This is a genomic window from Lancefieldella parvula DSM 20469, from assembly GCF_000024225.1.
GTDB classification, from domain to species: Bacteria; Actinomycetota; Coriobacteriia; order Coriobacteriales; family Atopobiaceae; genus Lancefieldella; species Lancefieldella parvula.
Genome location: NC_013203.1, coordinates 754761 through 776027 on the forward strand (window position 1 = coordinate 754761; position 21267 = coordinate 776027).

21 protein-coding genes are annotated in these 21267 nt (G+C 46.4%); 20 read left to right on the forward strand and 1 reads right to left on the reverse strand.

Features of this window, described 5'->3' with window-relative positions; genetic code table 11:
* Window positions 1–13 precede the first annotated feature (13 nt).
* The 11 genes from APAR_RS03475 (at window position 14) to rsfS (ending at window position 10680) form a co-directional block, all read left to right on the forward strand.
* Window positions 14–1879, forward strand: coding sequence for a TIGR03960 family B12-binding radical SAM protein (locus tag APAR_RS03475; protein ID WP_012808762.1), 1866 nt, complete (start codon window positions 14–16; stop codon window positions 1877–1879).
* Window positions 1876–2697 (forward strand): TIGR03936 family radical SAM-associated protein, encoded by an 822-nt coding sequence (locus tag APAR_RS03480; RefSeq protein WP_169302137.1) that lies wholly within the window; start codon window positions 1876–1878, stop codon window positions 2695–2697. Before APAR_RS03475 ends, APAR_RS03480 begins: the two co-directional genes overlap by 4 nt.
* A gap of 195 nt (window positions 2698–2892) precedes the next feature.
* A complete protein-coding gene (gene rplU / locus APAR_RS03485; RefSeq protein ID WP_012808764.1) occupies window positions 2893–3243 on the forward strand; it encodes a 50S ribosomal protein L21 in 351 nt (116 codons plus the stop codon).
* A gap of 38 nt (window positions 3244–3281) precedes the next feature.
* Complete coding sequence (gene rpmA, locus APAR_RS03490; RefSeq protein ID WP_012808765.1) at window positions 3282–3536, forward strand: 50S ribosomal protein L27; 255 nt, start codon at window positions 3282–3284, stop codon at window positions 3534–3536.
* 390 nt (window positions 3537–3926) lie between these two features.
* Entirely contained in the window at window positions 3927–4520 is a 594-nt protein-coding gene (locus tag APAR_RS03495) for a hypothetical protein (protein ID WP_012808766.1), read from the forward strand.
* A 35-nt stretch (window positions 4521–4555) separates the two neighbouring features.
* Complete coding sequence (locus tag APAR_RS03500) at window positions 4556–6481, forward strand: ABC transporter ATP-binding protein (RefSeq protein WP_012808767.1); 1926 nt, start codon at window positions 4556–4558, stop codon at window positions 6479–6481.
* A complete protein-coding gene (locus APAR_RS03505) occupies window positions 6474–7220 on the forward strand; it encodes an energy-coupling factor transporter transmembrane component T family protein (RefSeq protein WP_012808768.1) in 747 nt (248 codons plus the stop codon). The genes APAR_RS03500 and APAR_RS03505 overlap by 8 nt, the downstream gene beginning before the upstream one ends.
* A 72-nt stretch (window positions 7221–7292) precedes the next feature.
* The gene (gene obgE, locus APAR_RS03510) at window positions 7293–8741 is read left to right on the forward strand and encodes a GTPase ObgE (protein ID WP_012808769.1); all 1449 of its coding nucleotides are present in this window, start codon (window positions 7293–7295) and stop codon (window positions 8739–8741) included.
* Between the two features lie 3 nt (window positions 8742–8744).
* Window positions 8745–9431: a nicotinate-nucleotide adenylyltransferase gene (gene nadD / locus APAR_RS03515; protein WP_012808770.1), complete on the forward strand. Its 687-nt coding sequence runs from the start codon at window positions 8745–8747 to the stop codon at window positions 9429–9431.
* Between the two features lie 104 nt (window positions 9432–9535).
* Complete coding sequence (gene yqeK, locus APAR_RS03520) at window positions 9536–10174, forward strand: bis(5'-nucleosyl)-tetraphosphatase (symmetrical) YqeK (protein WP_012808771.1); 639 nt, start codon at window positions 9536–9538, stop codon at window positions 10172–10174.
* Between the two features lie 29 nt (window positions 10175–10203).
* Entirely contained in the window at window positions 10204–10680 is a 477-nt protein-coding gene (gene rsfS, locus APAR_RS03525) for a ribosome silencing factor (RefSeq protein ID WP_012808772.1), read from the forward strand.
* Between the two features lie 10 nt (window positions 10681–10690).
* Here rsfS and dinB read toward each other — a convergent pair whose 3' ends face one another.
* On the reverse strand, window positions 10691–12025 hold the full coding sequence (dinB, locus tag APAR_RS03530) for a DNA polymerase IV (protein ID WP_012808773.1): 1335 nt from the start codon (window positions 12023–12025) through the stop codon (window positions 10691–10693).
* A 187-nt stretch (window positions 12026–12212) separates the two neighbouring features.
* On the opposite strand from dinB, the gene rpsP reads away from it, so the two are divergent.
* From rpsP to ppdK, 9 genes are all read left to right on the forward strand, one after another.
* A complete protein-coding gene (gene rpsP / locus APAR_RS03535; protein ID WP_041654056.1) occupies window positions 12213–12584 on the forward strand; it encodes a 30S ribosomal protein S16 in 372 nt (123 codons plus the stop codon).
* Between the two features lie 60 nt (window positions 12585–12644).
* Entirely contained in the window at window positions 12645–12890 is a 246-nt protein-coding gene (locus tag APAR_RS03540; protein ID WP_081433531.1) for a KH domain-containing protein, read from the forward strand.
* A gap of 2 nt (window positions 12891–12892) precedes the next feature.
* Window positions 12893–13414, forward strand: a complete 522-nt coding sequence (locus APAR_RS03545) for a ribosome maturation factor RimM (protein WP_041654059.1) — start codon at window positions 12893–12895, stop codon at window positions 13412–13414.
* 1 nt (window position 13415) lies between these two features.
* A complete protein-coding gene (gene trmD, locus APAR_RS03550) occupies window positions 13416–14165 on the forward strand; it encodes a tRNA (guanosine(37)-N1)-methyltransferase TrmD (RefSeq protein WP_012808777.1) in 750 nt (249 codons plus the stop codon).
* On the forward strand, window positions 14158–14712 hold the full coding sequence (gene lepB / locus APAR_RS03555) for a signal peptidase I (RefSeq protein WP_012808778.1): 555 nt from the start codon (window positions 14158–14160) through the stop codon (window positions 14710–14712). Before trmD ends, lepB begins: the two co-directional genes overlap by 8 nt.
* Before the next feature lie 33 nt (window positions 14713–14745).
* Complete coding sequence (locus APAR_RS03560) at window positions 14746–15660, forward strand: glycine--tRNA ligase subunit alpha (RefSeq protein WP_012808779.1); 915 nt, start codon at window positions 14746–14748, stop codon at window positions 15658–15660.
* Window positions 15661–17748, forward strand: coding sequence for a glycine--tRNA ligase subunit beta (glyS, locus tag APAR_RS03565; protein WP_012808780.1), 2088 nt, complete (start codon window positions 15661–15663; stop codon window positions 17746–17748).
* A 62-nt stretch (window positions 17749–17810) separates the two neighbouring features.
* Window positions 17811–18209, forward strand: coding sequence for a kinase/pyrophosphorylase (locus APAR_RS03570; RefSeq protein WP_012808781.1), 399 nt, complete (start codon window positions 17811–17813; stop codon window positions 18207–18209).
* A 282-nt stretch (window positions 18210–18491) separates the two neighbouring features.
* Window positions 18492–21254, forward strand: coding sequence for a pyruvate, phosphate dikinase (gene ppdK / locus APAR_RS03575; RefSeq protein WP_012808782.1), 2763 nt, complete (start codon window positions 18492–18494; stop codon window positions 21252–21254).
* Window positions 21255–21267 lie beyond the last annotated feature (13 nt).

The window sequence follows — 21267 nt, forward strand, 5'->3', positions numbered from 1 at the left end:
AAAGTAGACTATCGTGCGTGTTAAACGAGAAAATCTCTTCCATCTTATTGAGCCCATGCTTCCGCATGTCGAGAAACCCTCAAGATATTTGAATCATGAGTGGGGAGCAGTAGAGGAGCAAGAAGGTCCTTTTCACGTTTGTATGGTCTACGCTGACGTGTATGAGGTTGGCCAGCCTAATCTTGGCATTGCCATTTTGTACAACGCCTTGAATAAGGCACCTTATATTTCTTGTGAGCGTGCATATCTGCCTTGGACTGATATGGCCGCTCTTATGCGTAAGCGTAATGTGCCTCTGCTTTCTTTGGAGGGTGCTACGCCATTAGCATCTTTTGATGTGGTTGGCTTTACTCTTGCGCATGAAATGATTGCTACCAATATTATAGAAACGCTTGATTTAGCAGGTATTCCAATGCTTGCTGAAGAGCGTGATGAGGAGGACCCGTTCATCTTTGGTGGAGGTCCTTCCGTTTGGAACTCAGAACCTATGGCTCCTCTTTTTGATGCAATTCTTTTGGGTGATGGTGAAGAAGCACTGGTAGAGATGTGCGAATGCGTAAGAACTTCCAAGCTTGATGGGGTTTCTCGCCAAGAGATTTTGCATAGGTTGTCGCAGATTCAGGGCGTTTACGTACCATTGCTTTATCAGATTGTGCACGACGACACAGCTACACGCTGGGGTTATGCGGTTCCTAAAGAAGGTAGCGGCGCCCCAAGTGTAGTCTATAAACGCTGTTTGCCAGATCTTTCGGTGACTGACCCTGTTGCTCAGCGCATTGTTCCGTATACCGAGATTGTTCAGGACAGGTTGGCGCTTGAGATTCAACGTGGTTGTGCTCGTGGATGTAGGTTTTGCCAGGCAGGAATGACGTATCGTCCTGTTCGTGAACGTCCTGCTCAGCAGATTGTGAAAGCGGGCGAGGAAGGTCTCTTGAAGAGCGGCTATGATGAGGTTTCGCTCACATCGCTTTCTACAACTGACCACTCTCAATGTGGCTATATTCTGCGTCGTATGAATTCTGACCTACGTAAACGTGGCGTGCGTATCTCTATTCCATCGCAGCGTATGGATGCGTTTGGCGCGGAGATGGCAGACGCAGTTTCTACCTCTAGACGTGGTGGACTGACGTTTGCGCCAGAAGCGGGCTCTCAGCGTATGCGTGACGTCATAAACAAAAATGTTACTGAGGATGACCTTGAGTCCGCAGCAAGAAACGCATTTGAAAACGGATGGCGCCGCATGAAGCTCTACTTTATGATGGGCCTTCCAACTGAAACTGATCAGGATATTCAAGCTATTCCTGCAGTTGCTAAGCGTATTTTAGATATCGGCCGAGAAATTGGTGGAAAGGGTGTTACTGTTTCTGCCTCTGTTGCTGTATTTGTTCCCAAGTCCTATACGCCGTTTCAGTGGGTGGGTCAGATTTCTCGTGAGGAGGCCCAGCGTAGGCAGCAGTTATTGCTCTTTTCAAACCACGATAGAGGACTCAAGATTGCCTATCACGATTCTGGGACCTCTCTTGTTGAAGGTGCGCTTTCAAAGATGGGCCGCGATGGTTTTAATTTGATTTATCAGGCCTGGAAAAATGGTTGCAAATTTGATGCGTGGACCAGTGAGTTTAACCTTGACGCTTGGAATGCAGCAGCAGAAAGTTTGGGTTTCTCGCTATCGGAGATTGCAACAGAAACCTTTGATATTCAGGCAAAACTTCCCTGGGATCACACATCTCCTGGTGTGTCTAAGGGCTACTTACAGCGAGAATATCGTCGAGCGATGGACGAGGTCACTACACCTGACTGCACATTTACCTCTTGTACGGGATGTGCGGTATGCCAGACTTTAAAGGTCGACAACGTTTTGATGGGGGTGCGCTCATGACGAATATGCAGGTATCGGGCGTAGCTCCTGAGGTAGTTGAGCTAGTGAAGAAAGATTGGCGTGCTGGTAGGCCGCAGATTCAGCCAGAGATTATGACGGAGCGTGGAGCAGAGATTTTTAGGCTTCGTGTTGCCTATAAGAAAGATGATCGTCTTGCGTTTTTGGGACACCTTGAGCTTATTGGTACCATTGAACGTTGTATTCGTCGAGCTCAGCTGCCGTTCAGGGTAGGTAACGGCTTTGCAAAGCGTATGGGCGTGCAGTTTTCTCAGGCGCTTCCCGTTGGCGCTTCGTCTGAGGCGGAGTACTTTGACTTGAAGCTTACAGAATATGTTGACCCGGATGAGGCTTTAGAGAGGCTGTTGTCGGCCACACCTCCTGCGCTTGCTCCGTTTGCTGCCAGCTACGTTGATCGGTCGCTACCAGCTCTTGAAGCATGGTTAAATGCCGCTCACTGGAGGTGCGATATTTTAGGAGACGGTCTTAAGTCCGATGTGTTGCGCTGGGGGTTTGAAGATCTTCTCGCCAAAAAAGAGTTGATCTACATGCGTGGAGATAAGCAAAAAGTGGTTAACTTAGAGACAACGTTTGCTGGCTACAATATCTCTAAGAGCTCGTCTGATTCATGTATTTCATTTGAGCTTGATACGCTACAAGATCCACGAGCAGCTCTTAGACCTGCGGTTTTGATCTACGAAACACAAAGAATTGCCGCTGAAGCTGGTCTAGATGGATTGAGAGATATTGACTCTTTGAAGGTTTGTCGCGTTTCACAAGCACACGTTTCAGATGATGGACTCCTTGTGAAGCCTCTATAACATGTAGTTTTGTCTTGGAATTTTCTAAAATATGCAGTAGACTATTTCGAGTTGTGTTTCTCGCCGAGGGACATGGGGCACTGACAGTTTCCCGCGGATGTCACAGGTCACGGCGGCGAAGATCTTTGCTCGGATCTTCAGAAATGCAAAGATAGTATTAATCGTTGCAAGAATCAGCAATGAAGGGTTACACACATGTACGCAATCGTAGCAACTGGTGGCAAGCAGTATAAGGTTGCCAAGGGCGACGTAATCAGCGTCGAGAAGCTTGATGCGCAGCCTGGCGATAAGGTAAAGCTTGATGTTCTTATGCTTAACGACGGCAAGAAGGTTGTTGCTGACGCTGCCACTCTTTCCTCTAAGAAGGTTACCTGTGAGGTTCTTGAGCAGTACAAGGACAAGAAGGTTCTTGTATTTAAGTTCCATAAGCGTAAGCGTTATCACCGCGCCAATGGTCACCGTCAGAACCTTACTAAACTAAAGGTTACCTCGCTCCCTACCGCTCGTAAGGCTGCTGCTAAGGCATCCGACGAGTCTGCAGAGTAATTGGTCACTTCTGAAATTGAGATAGGCAGGTAGCATTTATGGCACACAAGAAAGGTCTCGGCTCTTCCCGCAACGGTCGCGACTCACAAGCACAGCGCCTTGGCGTTAAGATTTACGGTGGTCAGGCAATCAAGGCTGGTCAGATTATCATCCGTCAGCGTGGTACTCATATCACTCCTGGCGTAAACGTTGGTCGCGGCAAGGATGACACGCTCTTTGCACTCTGCGATGGCGTTGTTGAGTTCAAGAAGGGCGCTAAGCACGTCGTTAACGTCGTTGCTGCTGAGGCATAATTTTTTCTTGAACATTCATAGTTCATTTAAGGGGCCCTTTGAGGTCCCTTTTTGTTTCTCGCAATAGTTGCAGCTACCGCTTACCGTTTCAAATTTGTTTCTAAATTTATTTCTTGACACAAACGAGCAAAGTGATGGTATTCTGCTTATATTGCAATTCATGCTTTTGGGAGGAGGACATATCATGCGCGCTACATGCACACAGCAGTGGTGGTGGAACAACTTGTCTTTCTCCGGTCAGCGATGAGTTGCTTCTGCATACGCATTTAGAGGCTCTCGGGTGACCGAGAGTTTTTTTGTGCGTATGTTTCTTACTTAATCCGGATGGCGAGAAATTCGTTTAGTTGAAAGTGTTGTTTGTATTTTTAGGTTTGTTGTAAAGGAGTTTGTATGTCTACAGAAAATTTTAATGAGGTAAACGCTGCAGACACAGAGACAGGATCTACTGGTCAGGCACCACGTGTTGTTGCTGTTTCAAAATCTGCAGGCGTTTTGGATGTTGCTTCTTTGGTTCTTGTTGCTGTTCTTATTGCTGCAGGCTTTATCCTTAATCTGACCGTTGGCAAGGCAATCAGTGCCATTGGTATTGGTCCAGAGTTTATTATTGCTTCGTTTTGTCTTGCTATTCTTTTGCTTAAGCCAAACGCTGTTCAAAGTTTTGTTATTGGTCTTATTGCAGCAACCGTCATTCAGCTGACCACTTCTGTACCAGGTGCAGATTTTGTTGCAGAGGGTGTTGCTTCACTTGTCATGTTTGCATTCACTAAATCCGCTTTTGCTGACAAGCCGATAATGCCTGCTATTGGCTCTTTTGTAACAACTCTAATTTCTGGTCTCATTTTTGCTGCTATTGCTATTCCAGCTAAGGGTGCAACTATTGAGCTTTTCTACGTAATGCTTCCAGTCATCGTGGGAACCGCATTCTTTAATGCTATTGTTGTTCAGGTCCTTGCGGCTCCTCTTAAGAAGGTATTGGGTCGATAAGTTCTTAGATACGCACAAATTTCCTGGAGAACACTGTGTCTATTATTGAAGTTCAATCTGTGTCATATAGCTATCCCGATAGTTCAGCGCATGCTCTTAATGAGCTGTCTTTAAGCGTTCAAGAGGGTGACTTTGTAGGTATTGTTGGTCCTTCCGGTGCAGGTAAGTCTACACTTGCTCTTGCGCTTTCTGGTGCCATCCCTCACCATTTCAGGGGCAATTTTTTTGGAAAGATTCTTGTTTCTGGAATGGATACCTGCACGGTTGCGTTAACTGATATCTCTAAGATTGTGGGATCAATCACTCAAGATATCAATGCACAGATGGTCGCTTCAATTGTTGAGGATGAGCTTCTCTTTGGTCTTGAGAACTTTGCCGTTCCTCATGCAGAGATTCCAGAGAGAATTACGTATGCCCTAGAAACTGTTGGTATTGCCAACCTTCGCTTTAGAGAGATTGCTTCTCTTTCTGGCGGACAGAAGCAAAAAGTTGCTATTGCAGCTCTTCTAGCATTACAACCACAGGTTATGGTGCTTGATGAGCCAACAGCAGCCTTAGATCCAACGTCGTCTGAGTTAATCTTCCAGACGCTTTCAGAGCTCAATAAAACTAAAGACATTACCGTTGTGGTGATTGAACAGAAAGTTGGTCTTCTCGCCAAGTATTGTTCAAAGATTGCCATTATGGACAAGGGTACTATTTGTGCATTTGGTAGTGGTGAGGAAGTATTCTCACAGGTAGATTTGTTACAAGAGGTTGGTGTTGATGTCCCTCGTTGTGTACGCGTTTCAAAGGGCGTCCATGAGCTTTCACAGCAGCCTGAGTATGCTCACTTGATTAGTGAGGCTGACAGAGCCGTCTGCGATGAGACTGCGTTATCGGTTCAGTCAGCTGCTAAACAGCTTGCACATTGTGTGGGCGCTCTTCAGCATCGTAGTATTTCTCTTACAGAGAGCTTTGAAACATCCGCTACTGATGCTGTTGAGCTGGCAGGAAAAACATATCTTCCAAAAATTGATGGTCCTGTAGTTGCTGAATCTAGTGGGCCATTTGAAAGGATTGGTGTTCTTCAAGACGCGGAGCCGCCAAGTACTCAGTCCGTTCTGGATGTTATTGATGCCACCTTTAAATACCAGGAAAGTACTGATGGTGTTGAGCGTGTCTCTCTTAGTTTGTATCCTGGCGAGCTTGTTGCCCTTGTAGGTCAAAATGGTGCTGGTAAGACAACTCTAACTAAGCTGGTAAATGGTCTCTTACGTCCACGATCTGGAGACATTCAAATTAAAGGCGCTTCATGCAAGGGTTGGAAAACATCGCAGATTGCTCAGCATGTTTCAACGCTGTTCCAAAATCCTGATTACCAGATTTGTAAAGAGAGTGTTCTTGAGGAGGTTGCTTTTGGCCCTGAGCTCAAAGGCGCGTCTACAGAAGAAGCTCGCAAGAAAGCACTTGAAGTAATTAATCATATGGGATTGGATGCAGATGCGTCACCGTTCATGCTTTCTCGTGGACAGCGTCAGATGGTCGCCCTGGCTTCCGTGGTTGCTTGTGAGCCAGATATTCTTGTGCTTGATGAACCAACGTCAGGTCTGGATTACAAAGAGTGCATGCAGGTCATGAACATGGTTCAGTCTCTGTGCGAGAAGGGCTGTGCAGTTCTTATGGTTTGCCATGATATGGAGGTTGTGCTGGATTTTGCCAGCAGAATTGTCGTCATGGCGCATGGCAGCGTATTAGATGATGGGGAAGTCACACAGATCTTCTCGACAGATGAGGTTCTAAAAGAAGCATATGTTGAGGCTCCTCAGATAATCCAACTGTCAAAGCTAGTAGGTACGCATGTGGACCCGTCATTTGCTGGGCTAAGCAGTGCTTCAGAGGTGCTTGATGCATTGCGGTATCAGTTTGAAACTTCTCGAATTGCAGCAACGCTGAATGGTAAGGAGGTTTCTCGTGGGTAGTGTTATTGATTACACCGAAGGAACAAGTTTCCTTCATAAGGCAAATCCCGTAGCCAAACTTATATTTGCTCTTGAACTCTTTATTGCTGCCTTTGCTGCACACGGAATATTTGAGGTACTTGCAGTTTTGGTACTCACAATTCTTGTGGGAGTTGTCTCACAGAATGCTCAGAAGACTTTTAAGCTGGTATTTGGCTTTTCGGTCTTAGGCCTTATTTTGTGTATTGTTCAGACGCTTGTTGCTCCTGCTGGTCAACAACTCTTTTTATTCATCACGGTAGGTGGTTTAGAGCGCGGTTTTAACGTTGCTCTAAAAACAATAGCGCTGGCTTTGCCGCTGCTTTCTATGCTTTCACTTATGCGTGTAGAAGACCTTATGAACGCACTTGTAGAAGTTGTACATGTTCCATATCCGTATGCGTTTACCATTGCAACTGTTTTGCGCTTTGTGCCCGTATTTGCTTCCGAGATGAACCATATCATGGAAGCTCAGATGGCTCGTGGTGTTGAGTTTGATACCAAAAATCCGCTTAAGAAGCTCCAGCTCACCATGCCTTTAATTGTTCCTTTGTTGGTGAGTTCCGTTAAAAAAGCAGACGCTTCTGCATTAGCGGCTGAGCAGCGGGGTTTCTATTTAAGGAATGCTTCATCTGCATTTAAACGTTACTCTTTAGCTCCAGCTGACTTTGCATTGATGGCTTTTGGTGTAGCGATAATTGTTGTTATCCTCGTGTTCTAGCAAGAACTTCTCGCGTTTTCACTGTGCTTCGCTGGTAAATGCCGTAACATTAAGGTATTAGAAGGAGGACACGTGGAAACTTTCACTGATCTTTGTCACATCAACGTAAAGGGCGGAGACGGCGGCGCGGGCTGCATGTCTTTTCGCCGAGAAGCATATGTACCAAAAGGTGGCCCTGATGGTGGCGATGGTGGTCATGGAGGCAATGTTGTCATTGTTGCAGACGCACAACTTTCGTCTCTGATTGATTACCGCTATAAACATCACTTTAAGGCCGAGCGAGGTACCCATGGTAAAGGCGCTCGCCGTCATGGTTCTGACGGACAGGATTTGCTGCTCAGGGTACCTTTGGGAACTGTCGTACGCGAGCTTGATCCAGAAACACAAGAACCTCTTTATGAGATTGCTGATCTTACCTCTCCAGGCGAGCAGGTAGTTGTTGCTCCTGGTGGCAATGGTGGTCGCGGCAACATTCATTTTGTCACCTCTGTTAGACGTGCACCTGCATTTGCCGAGAAGGGCGAACCAGCCCAAGAGCACTGGATTGAGCTAGAGATGAAGCTCATGGCAGATGTGGCCTTGGTTGGCATGCCTTCTGTTGGTAAGAGCTCTCTTATTGCACGAATTAGTGCCGCTCGCCCAAAGATTGCCGACTATCCTTTTACCACGCTTGTTCCAAATTTGGGCGTTGTGCGTGCGCAAAACGGTCAGTCATTTGTCTGCGCAGATGTTCCTGGTCTTATCGAGGGTGCCTCTGAAGGCAAGGGCCTTGGCCATCAATTCCTTCGTCATATTGAGCGTACAGCGCTCATTGTTCATATGGTTGATGTTACTGGTGGTTATGAAGGTAGAGACCCTGTAGAGGACTATTACGCTATTAATAAGGAGCTCAAAGCGTATGCCTCAAAGCTAGCTGATCGTCCTCAGATTGTGGTAGCAAACAAATGTGATATGCCTGGTACTGAAGATGCTATTGAGGCTCTCAGAAAGGCCGCTGAAGCTGATAACAGGACTTTCTTTGCTATTTCTACCGTAACTGGTTTAAATCTTGATGACTTTGTTACAACCTGCGCTGCAGAGGTAGCCGAGCTCCGCAAAGAAATTGCTATCACTACACCTACGGTTGATCGCAGTGAGTCTTGGGAGAACCAGCGGCTTCGTCGTGATAGTAAGTTGCGTATTGAGCGAGAAGAACGTCATGCCTGGCGTGTCTCTGGCGGCCAGATTGAGCGTATGGTCATCCAGACTGACTGGGACAATGATGAGGCTGTGGCATACTTACAGCGTCGTCTTGATCGTATGGGTCTTGAGTTGCAGCTGGCAAAGGCTGGAGCTGTTGATGGAGACGAGATTCGCATTCTTGAGCTAACCTTTACTTATGAGGATTCAACCAAGCCAAATACAGATGGTATAAAGATCCCTAACGAGGATGCCTTGGATCAGCAATTTGACGATGTTGAGTTTGAAGACGCTCCATCTGATGCGTCTCGTTTAACTGAGGCTTCTTCAGAAACTGAGTAGTGTATGGCAGTTGACGTTTTAAATAACATGCATCCTGGTTTGCCTCGTTTGGGACAGGACAAAAACCGTACCTATCGTTTGGGAATCATGGGCGGAACCTTTGATCCCATTCATAATGGCCACTTGGTAGCTGCTGAGCAGGCATACGATGACCTGCATCTTGATGTGGTTGTCTTTATGCCTGCTGGACGCCCTGCGTTTAAACAAAATAAGGGAGTTACTAGGGGAGAAGACCGTTACTCGATGACGCTTTTGGCAACCTCAGATAACCCTCATTTTGTAGCTTCTCGTTTTGAAGTGGATTATGAGGGCATCACCTATACCGCTGATACCTTAAGAAGACTACGTAAGGTATATCCTTCTAACGTTGAGTTTTTCTTTATTACTGGTGCAGATGCAATAGCCGATATCGTTACCTGGAAAGACGCAAAGAGTGTATCAGAACTTGCCCACTTTGTTGCTGCAACACGCCCTGGTTATGAGTTGAGTCGCGCTCAAAAGGTTATTACAGACTCACCTTATGATTTCAAGGTGACCTATCTTGAGGTTCCAGCACTGGCAATTTCATCAAGCTATTTGCGTAGTAGAGTTCAAAACGGTCAGAGCCTCAGATATCTTACGCCTGATTCAGTAACGGGCTACATTCATAAGCATGGTCTTTACGGTGCTGATTCAATACCGCTCAATTAAGTGATTAAAGCTAAAGCTACCTGTTATTCAGATTGACATACGCTATCGACAAGGCGTTACCATGCAGATAAATATTAGCTTGACTTAGAACTGTGTAGGAAATAATGGAAAGAACACTTATATCAAAAGATATTCTTTATACCCTAGAACAACAGACGCTTATTAATCAGCTGGAGTCTGATCTGAAGTCTCATATGTATGACAAGAATCCTAAACGTTTTGCACACTCTATCTCTGTTGGACATTGTGCAGAAACGCTTGCACAGGTTTATGGTGCAGATATGTTTAGCGCTCGTGTTGCAGGTATTTTGCATGATTGGGAGAAGTTACTCTCTGACGCAGATACCCTTGAACTGGCAGAGCGCTTTCGTATTCAAGTAGAAGCGCCTTATCAGAAAATTGTAGGACTCTTGCATGGTCCTCTCGCCGCAAAAACTCTACCAGCAATCTATCCTTGGCTCTCTAATGAGATTCTCAGTGCTATTCAGAAGCACACCGCAGGTGACCGACAGATGAGCAAGCTGGATAAAATTTTGTATGTAGCAGACCTTATTGAACCGCTGCGTCCAAACTTTACAGCAGTTGAAGAGTCACGAAACGTATATTTACGCGGTGGTTCTCTCGATGAGCTTTATGAGTCGGCGTTTTGTAACGTTATGATGTATGTAATTTCATCAAGAAGGTATTTGTATCCAAACTCAATTGCCCTATACAATGAGATGATTGAAAAGACATCTAAGTAGCTTGGCTACATGAGAAAACGGAGAAATTCATGGCTGTAACTTCACTTGAGCTTGCAAAGACTGCTGCAATTGCTGCAGATCAAAAGAAAGCTGAAGATATTCTTGTCCTTGACCTTACTGGATTGAGTGATGTTTGCGATTACTTTGTTATCTGCACTGGCGGAAATGCTCGTTTGGCTGACGCAATTGTTGATGAAGTTCGCGAGAAGGTCACAGCAAATTGTGGCGTTCGTCCTATTTCAACTGAGGGTCGTGACGGTCTCAATTGGATTCTTATTGATTATGGTTCAGTTGTTGTTCATGTATTTCAGCCTGAGGTAAGGTCTTACTATCGTCTTGAGAGACTTTGGGCAGATGCTCCTCGTATAGAGCTTGATATTGAAGGAGCTATGACTTCTGAGATTCCTTGTGCCGATCTTCCAGAAGATGCATTGGCTCCAGCCTTTGAACTTTCTGAGGATGACCTGGTAGATAATCTTCCAGAATCGGTTGATCCTACTGAGTAGTTTTGGCGTTCTATATTTGTTCGTTTTTCCCTGTAGGCATGGTGTCTGAAACGCGATGTTCAAAGCGTAAATCTCTACCATATTGCACTACACTAGCACCAAATTTATCTTTGAGTTTATCAGTTACCTCGGAAAGATGACGTAAGTCACTCCGAGGTTTCTTTTTTGTTGTTGGGACAGATGCTCCAGTGTTAAATGTATCTTCAGATTGATCAAAAAGAGACGTTTGAACAGGCTTGCTATTGTCTTCGTCAGTAAAAGAACTAATACCAACGCCAAGTAGTCTTACTGGTTGACCTTCCTTCCAAATTGTTGGAAGAAGGTTAACAGCAATTTCTGCAAATAGGTGCTCATCATCAGTTGGTATGGACATTCTTTTTTGAACTGTATGTGACTCTGTTGCAGATGCTTTCACTTTAAGCGTTACGGTAAAACCTTGTAACTGTTTTTTACGAAGACGTCTTCCTACAACACCAGAGATGTGTCTGATTGCCTCTTCTATTTCTTGTTTATCAAACAAGTCCGTTTCAAAGGTTCTCTCGTTAGAAACAGACTTAACATCTCGAGGGTGGGCTGCTTCATGAACTTCCGAAACTTCTTTTCCCTGCGCTCGTAGAATCATCTTTGAAGCTGTGTTGCCAACAAAGGAAGTTAGATAGGTACTATCTGCTCTTGAGAGCTCTCCAAGAGTTCTGATTCCTTGCTGATGAAGCGTTTTTGCCATAGCAGGGCCAATGCCGCTCATAGCCTCAATAGGTAGTGGTGCTAGAAAATGGCTTTCTGTACCAGGGAACACTGCAGTAAGGCCGCGAGGTTTTTCTTGCTCAGAGGCAATTTTGGCAATTGTTTTGTTTGTTCCCAGGCCAATGGAGCAAGTAATACCTAGTGCCGCAACTTTCTTTTGTATCCGCTTACAAATCTCCAAAGGGTTTTCTTTAGAAAATCTTCCAGGAGTAATATCAAAAAATGCCTCATCAATAGAAACTTGTTCAACAAGGGGAGTCTCGTCTTTGAGAAATCCCATAACAAGAGAGCTCATTTCAGAGTATCTGTTATAGCGTCCAGGAGTCCAAATTGCTTGTGGGCAAAGCTTGACGGCAGTAGCTGAAGCCATGGCAGAATGCACACCATACTTTCTAGCCTCATAAGATGCAGTTGAAACAACGCCTCGTTTGTGAGGAGAACCACCTACAATTACTGGTTTTCCACGCCACTCAGGATGATCAAGTTGTTCCACAGACGCAAAGAATGCATCAAGGTCAAGAAGACCAATGGCTTTACCATGCCACTCAAAATCACATGATTTACGTGCGATTTTAGCTGATATGTTCTTTGATATTCCCATGGAAATAGTGTATACTTTTTTGAAAAATAGAACAAGTGTTTCATAAATAAATTACGAGTACTTTTTGAAGAGAACAAATTTATACTTTTCGAGGTTAATGCGTTGTTGTACACTTGTAACCCGATTTGTGGCTTTGCGGTGCAGCCCATCTAACATCCGAGGCACCGCTCGTATGGAGGAGTTTTCATTGGCAGTTAAGATTCGTCTGGCCCGTCACGGTGCCAAGAAGCGTCCGTACTATCGCGTAGTTGTCGCTGATGGTCGTATGCCTCGCGATGGTCGTTACATTGAAGAAGTCGGTCGTTATAACCCACTGACTAGCCCTAAGACGATTGACATTAACCTCGAGAAGGTTGATGAGTGGGTAGCAAAGGGCGCTCAGCCAACAAATGCAGTTTCTCACCTCATTGAGATTGCTCGTACTGGCGCTCCAGTTGTAGAGAAGAAGACCAAGCTCTCCAAGAAGGCACAGGCAAAGGCTGCTGCAGCTGCAGAGGCCGCTGCTGAGGCTGCTACCGCAGCTGCTGCTGAGGAGTCCGAGGCTTCAGAGGCTGAGTAAATCGTGTCTGAATTTACAGAGCCCACTGAGGTAGACGCTGTCGATAAAGACATTCAAGAGATGCCTTCTGATAAGGTTGCTGACCTTGTTGAGTATATCGTTTGTGGTCTTGTCGATAATGAAGATGCTGTCGCACTCGACGTCACCGATCGCGAGGATGGAGCCTTGATTGAGGTCTCTTGTTCTGAGGAAGACGCTGGGCGTGTCATCGGCCGCAAGGGTAGAACCATTAAGGCTATTCGTACTTTGGCTCGTGCTCTTGGCCAGCGTGTTGGTACCTCTGTTGATGTCGAGGTTGTAGGCTAATTTTGCGTAAACACTGGCGAGCAATTGCTCAAATTGTTAAAACGCATGGTAAAAGAGGGAAGGTTGTGACGGTTCCCGTTCACAGCCTTCCTTCTCTTATAGCTGAAGGCATGACAGTTGTTCCTGTTCCACCTGCGCTCAAAGGCCCAAGGAAGTTCTCGGTTATCTCTGTTGAGTCAGATGATAGAGAAGGTAGTCTTGTAACCTTTGAAGACGTAACTACCATCTCTGATGCAGAAGAACTTGTTGGTAAAACGCTTCTGGTAGAAGAAGATTGTCTTCCAGAAAACTTTGGTCTGGTAAATACTTCTCTGCTTGTTGGTAGGGAAGTACGTGATAAAGAGCATGGTTCTCTGGGTGAAATTACAGAAGTTCTTGTTGGACCTACACAAAATGTGTGGGTAATAGAAGGGTCTTATGGCCAAATTATGATGCCTGCTGTTGATGAATTTATTCACGAGGCTCCAGTTGAAGGCTCTATTACTGTTTCTATTCCTCAGGGACTTCTTAGGTTAGGTGAGTAGCATGCGTCTAGAAACGCTCTCAGTATTTCCTGAGGTCTTCTCGCCCTATTTAAACGCTTCAATTATGGGTAGAGCGCAAAAGGCAAACATTTTTGAGTTTTATACACATGATTTGCGCGACTGGACACATGATAGACATCGTACGGTTGACGATGCCCCGTTTGGCGGCGGACAAGGCATGCTTATGAAGCCTGCCCCCATTTTTGAGGCAGTTCGTGAGATTTCTAATCAGGCTGACGTCAAGCCATATGTGGTGTTTTTCTCGCCAGTGGGTAGATCATATTCTCAAGTAATTGCCCAAGAGTTTGCTCAAAAAGAGCGTATTTTGTTTGTTTGTGGTCGCTATGAGGGTATGGATGAGCGCGTCTATGAGCTGGCAGATGACGTTATTTCTATGGGAGATTATGTACTGACTGGCGGAGAGCTTCCTGCGCTTACCGTGATTGATTCGGTTGTTCGCTTGCTTCCCGGCGCGCTTGGCGATGAGATGAGCTCTCAGGATGAGTCCTTTTCCGACGATGGCCTTTTAGAGTATGCTCAGTACACGCGACCAGCAAACTTTGAGGGGCGAGAAGTTCCGTCTGTGCTTCTGTCTGGAGATCACGGGGCAGTTGCAGTCTGGAGACGACACTCTGCACTTGCTCGTACGTATGCTTGGCGTCCGGATCTTTTAGAGAACGCTCAACTTACTGATGAGGACAGAGCGTATTTAGCAGCGCTTAATCAGCAATCTGGTGATGAAGATGAGTAGTGAACATTCTAAAGTACTTGAACTTTTTGAGTACCTGGTAATTGTTGCAGTTGCAGTTGCAATCGCCTTTTTTATCAGGACTTTTGTTGCTGAGGTGTATGAAGTTCCAACAGGTTCTATGCTTAACACCATTCAGCTAGGAGATCGACTGGTAGGAGAGAAGCTTACCTATCGTTTTGGAGGCACTCCTCAAGTAGGCGATGTAGTTACCTTCACCAGCCCTCAGAATCCCGATACGCTTTTAGTCAAACGTGTTATTGCTACAGCAGGTCAAACGGTAGATTTGCGCGATGGTGCCGTATATGTTGATGGACAGCTGATGGACGAACCTTATACTGAAGGCAAGCCAACGTATTCTCTTGCAGATCGCACGGGTGCCGTGATTCAGAATTATCCGTATACTGTTCCTGAGGGTCATATTTTTGTTATGGGAGACAACAGAACAAACTCGCTGGATTCCAGATATTTTGGAGCTGTTTCGGTCTCTACTGTGACCTCTAAGGCAATGTTTATTTTTTGGCCCTTTGACCATGCTCGCGGGCTATAGTACAAACGTCGAACATTTGAGAGAAAGAACATCATGAGCGCAACACCACTAACGTTTCAAGATATGATTTTGACCCTTGAACACTATTGGGCAGAAAAGGGCTGCACGATCATGCAGCCATACGACTCTGAGGTGGGTGCTGGTACCTTCCACACCGCAACTATTCTGCGCTCACTTGGCCCCGATGCCTGGCGTACTTGCTATCCACAACCTTGTCGTCGTCCTGCTGATGGACGCTATGGCGAGAACCCCAACCGCTTGCAGCACTACTATCAGTTCCAGGTCTTGCTTAAGCCATCTCCTGCAGACTCCCAAGATCTCTATCTTGGTTCACTTGCTGCTATTGGCCTTGATCCAAAAGATCACGACGTTCGCTTTGTCGAGGACGACTGGGAGAGCCCAACTCTTGGTGCTTGGGGTCTTGGTTGGGAGGTTTGGCTCAATGGTATGGAGGTTACTCAGTTCACTTACTTCCAGCAGGTAGGCGGCATTGAGGTAGATCCAGTCCCTGTTGAGATTACGTATGGTCTTGAGCGCATTGCTATGTATGCCCAGGGTGTTGATTCTGTCTATGACCTGGTATGGAGCTATCTTCCAGATGGTACTCCAATGACTTACGGTCAGGTATTCCTTGAAAATGAGCGTGAGTTCTCAACCTATAACTTTGAGGTAGCTAACATTGACTTAATGCGCGAGAAGTTCGACGAGTATGAAGCAGAGTGTCATAGCTGCCTTGAGCGAAAACTTCCACTTCCTGCTTATGACTGTGTCATGAAGTGTAGCCACGCATTTAACTTGCTTGACTCTCGCGGTGCTCTTTCTGCTGTTGAGCGAGCTAACTATATTCTTCGCGTTCGTACTGTTGCCAAAGCATGTTGCGAATCGTATTTGGAGGAGGTTGCTTCTAAGAAAGCACCTGCGTCAACTACTCAGGAGGAGGTGGCTTAAATGGCTGAGGTTAGAGACTTCCTTTTTGAGATTGGTTCTGAAGAGATGCCTTCTGCTCCGTTGCAGAAAGCTATTGCTCAGTTTAATAAGCTTGTAGTTTCTGGACTCAAAGACTCTGGTTTGTCATTTGGAGAGGTTAAGATTCTCTCGACGCCTCGTCGTTTAACTGCCTACGTTAAGGATGTTGCTGAGGCTACAGAAGAGATTTCTGAGGTTAAGCGTGGTCCTAAGGCAGAGATTGCCTTTGACGCAGAGGGCAATCCAACCAAAGCTGCTGAGGGATTTGCTCGTAAGTGCGGTGTTAATGCTAATGCGCTGACTCGTCGTGTAGATACTGATGGTCATGAGTACGTATTTGCTGAGCTCAATATTCCTTCTGTTCCTGCTACAAAAATTCTCTCTGAGTTGGCAACCTCTTGGATTTCTGCTCTTGATTGGCCTCGCAGTCAGCGCTGGGGTTCTTTCCATGAGCGTTACGTTCGTCCTGTCCGTTGGCTTTGCGTATTGTTTGGATCAGAGATTGTTCCAGTAACCTATGCTGATGTAACCAGCTCAAACACTACTCAAGGTCATCGCGTTCTTGGACCTGGCTGTCATGAGGTTGCATCTCCTGCAGATTATGAGCAGGTTCTAAAAGATGCTGGTGTTTTGCTGCAGGAGCAGAGAAAAGACGTTATTCTCGCTGGTATTAAAGAGGTTGAGGCTGCTCGTCCAGGATCACACGTTGATATGCCAGAGAAAGTCTTTGAGGAGGTCATCAACCTTACTGAGTGGCCTCAGGTTCTTGTGGGTACCTTTGACAAGGAATTCCTTAACGTTCCATCAGAGATTATTACTGAGTCTATGCTTTCTAATCAGCGTTATTTTCCAATTTATGACGCTGAGGGCAAACTGACTCGTGAGTTTATCGTGGTGTCTAATGCAGATCCAACGTGCGCAGAGCGTGTTATTGACGGCAACGAGCGTGTTGTTCGTGCTCGTCTTGACGACGCTAAGTTCTTCTTTGAAGAGGACTTGAAACACTCCCTTGATGAGTTTGCTCAGCGTCTTGAGACTGTTGTTTTCCAGGAGAAGCTTGGCACAGTTTTGCAGAAGACCCAGCGTATGGAGGCTCTTGCCGCAGAGATTGCGCTCGATGAGACATCGAGCAAAGAGAAGGCAGAGCTTGCTGCACGTGCTGCTCATCTTGCAAAGGCAGATCTTGTCAGCCAGGCAGTTGTTGAGTTCACTAGCCAGCAGGGTGTCATGGGTGGCTATTACGCAGAAGCTGCTGGCGAGAAAAGCGATGTAGTTGCAGCTATTCGAGAGCACTATCGTCCTCGCTTTGCCGGTGACGAGCTTCCAAGTGGCCAGATTGGTCGCTTTGTAGCTATCGCTGATAAGCTTGATACCATCTGCGGTATCTTTGCCATCAACGAACCACCAACCGGCTCTTCCGACCCTTACGCTGTTCGTCGCGCTGCAATCGGTGTCATCGCACTGGTCCGCTCAACTTCCAACCTTAATCTCAAGAAGCTCATTGCAAGTTCTTTGGAGCTTTACCGTCAACAGGGTCTTGTTGTTGATGAGTCGGTTCAGTCTCAGATAGAGCAGTATTTTATCGGTCGTCTTGCATCTATTGCTAAAGACGAGAAGATCTCTGCAGATGCTATTGAGGCTGTAAGTGCAATTGGCGTTATCGATCCTGACGAGTTCCTTCTTCGTGCCCGCGCACTTGATGAGGCGCGTCAAAACGAGCCTGAACTTTTTGAGGATCTTGCCACTGCTTATGCGCGTGCAGCTCACTTAAGTGACACCTCTCTTGGTACAGAGGTTGATACTGCGCTTTTAACTGAGCCAGAGCTGTCTGTGCTTGCCGCATGCGAAGAAGGACAGAAGCAGGTAGCTTCTGCACTTGCTGGTGCAGATTATGCAGCTGCTGTTTCGGCTCTGTCACAACTGCGTGAGCCAATTGATATTTTCTTCGACAAAGTGCTTGTCATGGATGAAAATGATACCGTTCGCCGAAATCGTCTACGTCTTTTGAACAAGTTTTCCCAGGTATTTAGTAATGTCGCCGATATTAGTGTGCTTTCTCGTAAGAAGTAGAGTACGCTTAAACTAGATAAATGTTTGTATCTTTCTGAATACTTGACTGAAAGGGTTACAGCATGAGTACACTTGATATTGACAACAACAACACTCTTGGTGATGGTCTGCCTATCATCTATGTTCTGTCAGACTCTCGCGGTGAGACTGGTGCTGCAGTAGTTAAGGCTGCAGCTGCTCAGTTTGGCGATGATTCCGTTGAGATTGTGAGGGTTCCAAATATTCATAGTGTTGAAGACGTTCGTACGTATTTCAATGAGCGTGAAGATGAGGATCGCCCTCGTGCAGTCTTTCATACCTTTGCAGATGGTTCTCTCAGAAGAGAAATTCGTCGTGAGCTTGATCAGCGTCTTATCCCATCTATTGATCTTCTTGGACCAGCTGTAAACGTTATTTCTACGCTTACCGGTGAGGAGCCAAGTCACGCAATTGGTGCTTTCTTTGAGGGAGTTACACGCTAAAAAGTGTCGGCACATTTAAATATCAAAATGTTAAATGAGCATTTATTTTGGATGCTCATTTTTCTTTAGTGATTTTTTCATAATTTGCAATCATAAGTTGGTAAATTGTTCTGTGAGCGGTCGATATTGACCGCTCACCGTTATTTTGTTCAGATGAATCGCGTAGGTTGGTAACATACTATGAATGTGAGGACAGAACCTTACTTTGTTTTGTTTGATGTCTTTACGTTCAATTGTGTTGGTGCACGCTTTGCGTGTGACAGTTTGAGAGTTTGGAGTGTTATGTCCGAGAAGCATGTTTACAGCTTCGGAAAGGATCACGCTGGTAACGATGTTACTGAGGTGGCTGGCGCATCCGTAGAAGAGGCAAAGTGGATTGTTGGTGGCAAGGGTGCAAACCTTGCTGAGATGTCTAAGATTGGCCTGCCTGTACCTCCAGGATTCTCAATTACTTGCCAAACTTGCGTTGCTTATTCCAACAACGGCAACGTCTGGCCCGAGGGTGTCACTGATGAGATTGACGCTGCAATGGCTACCCTTGAAGAGCGCATGGGTAAGAAGCTCGGCGATGCAGAAGATCCACTGCTTGTTTCCGTTCGTTCTGGTGCTCCGTTCTCCATGCCTGGCATGATGGATACTGTTCTTAACCTTGGTCTTAACGATGAGTCCGTTCAGGGTCTCATTAAGCAGACTGGTAATGAGCGCTTTGCTTGGGACTCTTACCGTCGTTTTGTTCAGATGTTCTCTGGCGTTGTTATGGGTGTATCTGGACAGCTCTTTGAGGATGCAATTGCTGCTAAGAAGGCCGAGAAGGGCGTTAAGCTTGATACAGAGCTGGATGCAAATGATCTTCGTGACCTTGTAACTTGGTTTAAGGGCATCTTCGCTGCAAATGTTGATGTTAAGGAGCATCCAGAGGTTTCTAAGAACGGTTATGCTGTTTTTCCATCTGATCCTTACCTTCAGCTCCGCCTTGCTGAGCAGGCAGTTTTTGGTTCTTGGATGAATGACCGCGCAATCCTTTACCGTAAACAGAACAAGATTCCAGATGAGCTTGGTACTGCAGTTAATGTCCAGGTCATGGTCTTTGGTAATAAGGGTGAGACTTCTGCAACTGGTGTTGCATTTACTCGCAATCCTGCAGACGGTACCAACGAGCGCTACGGTGACTTCCTGATTAACGCTCAGGGCGAGGATGTTGTTGCTGGTATTCGTAACACTGAGCCTATCGCTGACCTTGTTAAGGTTTCTGCACTCAAGGAGGCAGGCGAGGAGCTCTTCCACGTCTTTGAGATTCTTGAGGATCATTACGCAGACATGATGGACATCGAGTTCACCATTGAAAATGGTAAGCTTTGGATGCTTCAGACTCGTGTTGGTAAGCGTACTGCTCTCTCTGCACTCAAGGTTGCAATTCAGATGTACGAAGAGGGTCGTATTACTAAGGAACAGGCAGTTTCTCGTGTTGCTCCTGAGCAGCTTGATCAGCTTCTGCATCCACAGTTTGATCCTAACGCTGAGTACAAGACCATTGCTAAGGGTCTTAACGCTTCTCCTGGCGCAGCTGTTGGTGCTGCAGTCTTCTCTTCTGCAGATGCTGAGGCTTTTGCAGAAGCAGGCAAGCCTTGTATTCTTGTCCGTTGGGAGACCACTCCAGATGACCTCCACGGCATGGTTGCTGCAGAGGGTATTCTAACTTCCCACGGCGGCAAGACCAGCCATGCTGCAGTTATCGCTCGTGGTATGGGCGCCCCTTGCGTTTGCGGTGTTGATACACTTCGCATTGACGCTGCTAACAAGCGCTTTACCGTTGCAGATTCCGGTCTTGTTGTTAATGAGGGCGATGTTATCTCCATCGACGGTACCACTGGTGACGTCATCCTTGGTGCTGTTGAGCTTGTTCAGCCAGAGCTTTCTGGTGACCTTCAGACTATCCTTGCATGGGCAGATGAGGTTCGTCTTGACGAGTCCCGTGGTCGCGTCATTGGTGTTCGTGCAAACGCTGATAACCCAACTGATGCTCAGACTTCCGTTGATAACGGTGCTGAGGCAATCGGTCTTGATCGTACTGAGCACATGTTCCTTGGTGAGCGTAAGCATCTCATTCAGGACTTTATTCTTGCTGACTCTGAGGATGTTAAGCAGCTTGCTATTGAGCAGCTTGGACGTGCTCAGAAGGGCGACTTCCTTGGTATGTTCAAGGTAATGGACGGCAAAGACGTTGTCGTTCGTCTTCTTGACCCACCTCTGCACGAGTTCCTTGACTCCCCACGTGAGCTTGACGTTGAGATTGCTCGTGATGAGGAGCAGGGTAAGGACACCGCTGCAAAGCGTGCTCTTCTCGCTAAGTTTGATGCTTTCCAGGAGGCAAACCCAATGCTCGGCCTACGTGGCTGCCGCCTTGGTCTTGTCTACCCAGAGCTCAATGTTATGCAGGTTCGTGCAATCGCAAGCGCGGCTGCAGAGTTGAAGCGCGTTGGTCTTGATCCTCGTCCAGAGATTATGGTTCCTCTGGTTGGCTTTGAAGAGGAGCTTATCCAGGTTCGTGAAGAGGTTGAGCAAACTATCAAGCAGGTTGCTGATGAGTATGGTGTTGAGCTCAACATTCCAGTTGGTACTATGATTGAGCTTCCACGTGCAGCTATCATGTCTGAGGAGATTGCTAAGCACGCAGACTTCTTCTCCTTTGGTACTAATGACCTTACTCAGACCTGCCTTGGCTTCTCCCGTGATGACGTTGAGTCCGCATTTATGCCTCTTTATCTTGAGCGTAAGATTGTTAAGACCAACCCATTTGCAACTCTTGATAAGGGCGTTGCAGAGCTTGTCCGCATGGGTGTCGAGGGCGGCCGTAAGGGTAATCCTAACCTCACCATTGGTGTCTGTGGTGAGACTGGCGGCGATCCAGAGTCCATTCACATGTATTACAACCTTGGCCTTGATTATGTCTCTTGCTCTCCATACCGCGTGCCAATTGCACGTCTTGCTGCAGCACAGGCTAAGATTCAGGCTAACGGTGGTCCACAGAAGATTGCTACCAAGTAGGTTTTCTTCTAGA

What these genes read in the sequence shown, in the direction of transcription:
- APAR_RS03480 (WP_169302137.1), top strand. Translation starts at nt 1,876, where the DNA reads ATGACGAATATGCAGGTATCGGGCGTAGCTCCTGAGGTAGTTGAGCTA.
- rplU (WP_012808764.1), top strand. Translation starts at nt 2,893, where the DNA reads ATGTACGCAATCGTAGCAACTGGTGGCAAGCAGTATAAGGTTGCCAAG.
- ppdK (WP_012808782.1), top strand. Translation starts at nt 18,492, where the DNA reads ATGTCCGAGAAGCATGTTTACAGCTTCGGAAAGGATCACGCTGGTAAC.
- dinB (WP_012808773.1), bottom strand. Translation starts at nt 12,025, where the DNA reads ATGGGAATATCAAAGAACATATCAGCTAAAATCGCACGTAAATCATGT.
- glyS (WP_012808780.1), top strand. Translation starts at nt 15,661, where the DNA reads ATGGCTGAGGTTAGAGACTTCCTTTTTGAGATTGGTTCTGAAGAGATG.
- APAR_RS03495 (WP_012808766.1), top strand. Translation starts at nt 3,927, where the DNA reads ATGTCTACAGAAAATTTTAATGAGGTAAACGCTGCAGACACAGAGACA.
- rpmA (WP_012808765.1), top strand. Translation starts at nt 3,282, where the DNA reads ATGGCACACAAGAAAGGTCTCGGCTCTTCCCGCAACGGTCGCGACTCA.
- lepB (WP_012808778.1), top strand. Translation starts at nt 14,158, where the DNA reads ATGAGTAGTGAACATTCTAAAGTACTTGAACTTTTTGAGTACCTGGTA.
- trmD (WP_012808777.1), top strand. Translation starts at nt 13,416, where the DNA reads ATGCGTCTAGAAACGCTCTCAGTATTTCCTGAGGTCTTCTCGCCCTAT.
- APAR_RS03560 (WP_012808779.1), top strand. Translation starts at nt 14,746, where the DNA reads ATGAGCGCAACACCACTAACGTTTCAAGATATGATTTTGACCCTTGAA.
- APAR_RS03540 (WP_081433531.1), top strand. Translation starts at nt 12,645, where the DNA reads ATGCCTTCTGATAAGGTTGCTGACCTTGTTGAGTATATCGTTTGTGGT.
- yqeK (WP_012808771.1), top strand. Translation starts at nt 9,536, where the DNA reads ATGGAAAGAACACTTATATCAAAAGATATTCTTTATACCCTAGAACAA.
- nadD (WP_012808770.1), top strand. Translation starts at nt 8,745, where the DNA reads ATGGCAGTTGACGTTTTAAATAACATGCATCCTGGTTTGCCTCGTTTG.
- rsfS (WP_012808772.1), top strand. Translation starts at nt 10,204, where the DNA reads ATGGCTGTAACTTCACTTGAGCTTGCAAAGACTGCTGCAATTGCTGCA.
- APAR_RS03570 (WP_012808781.1), top strand. Translation starts at nt 17,811, where the DNA reads ATGAGTACACTTGATATTGACAACAACAACACTCTTGGTGATGGTCTG.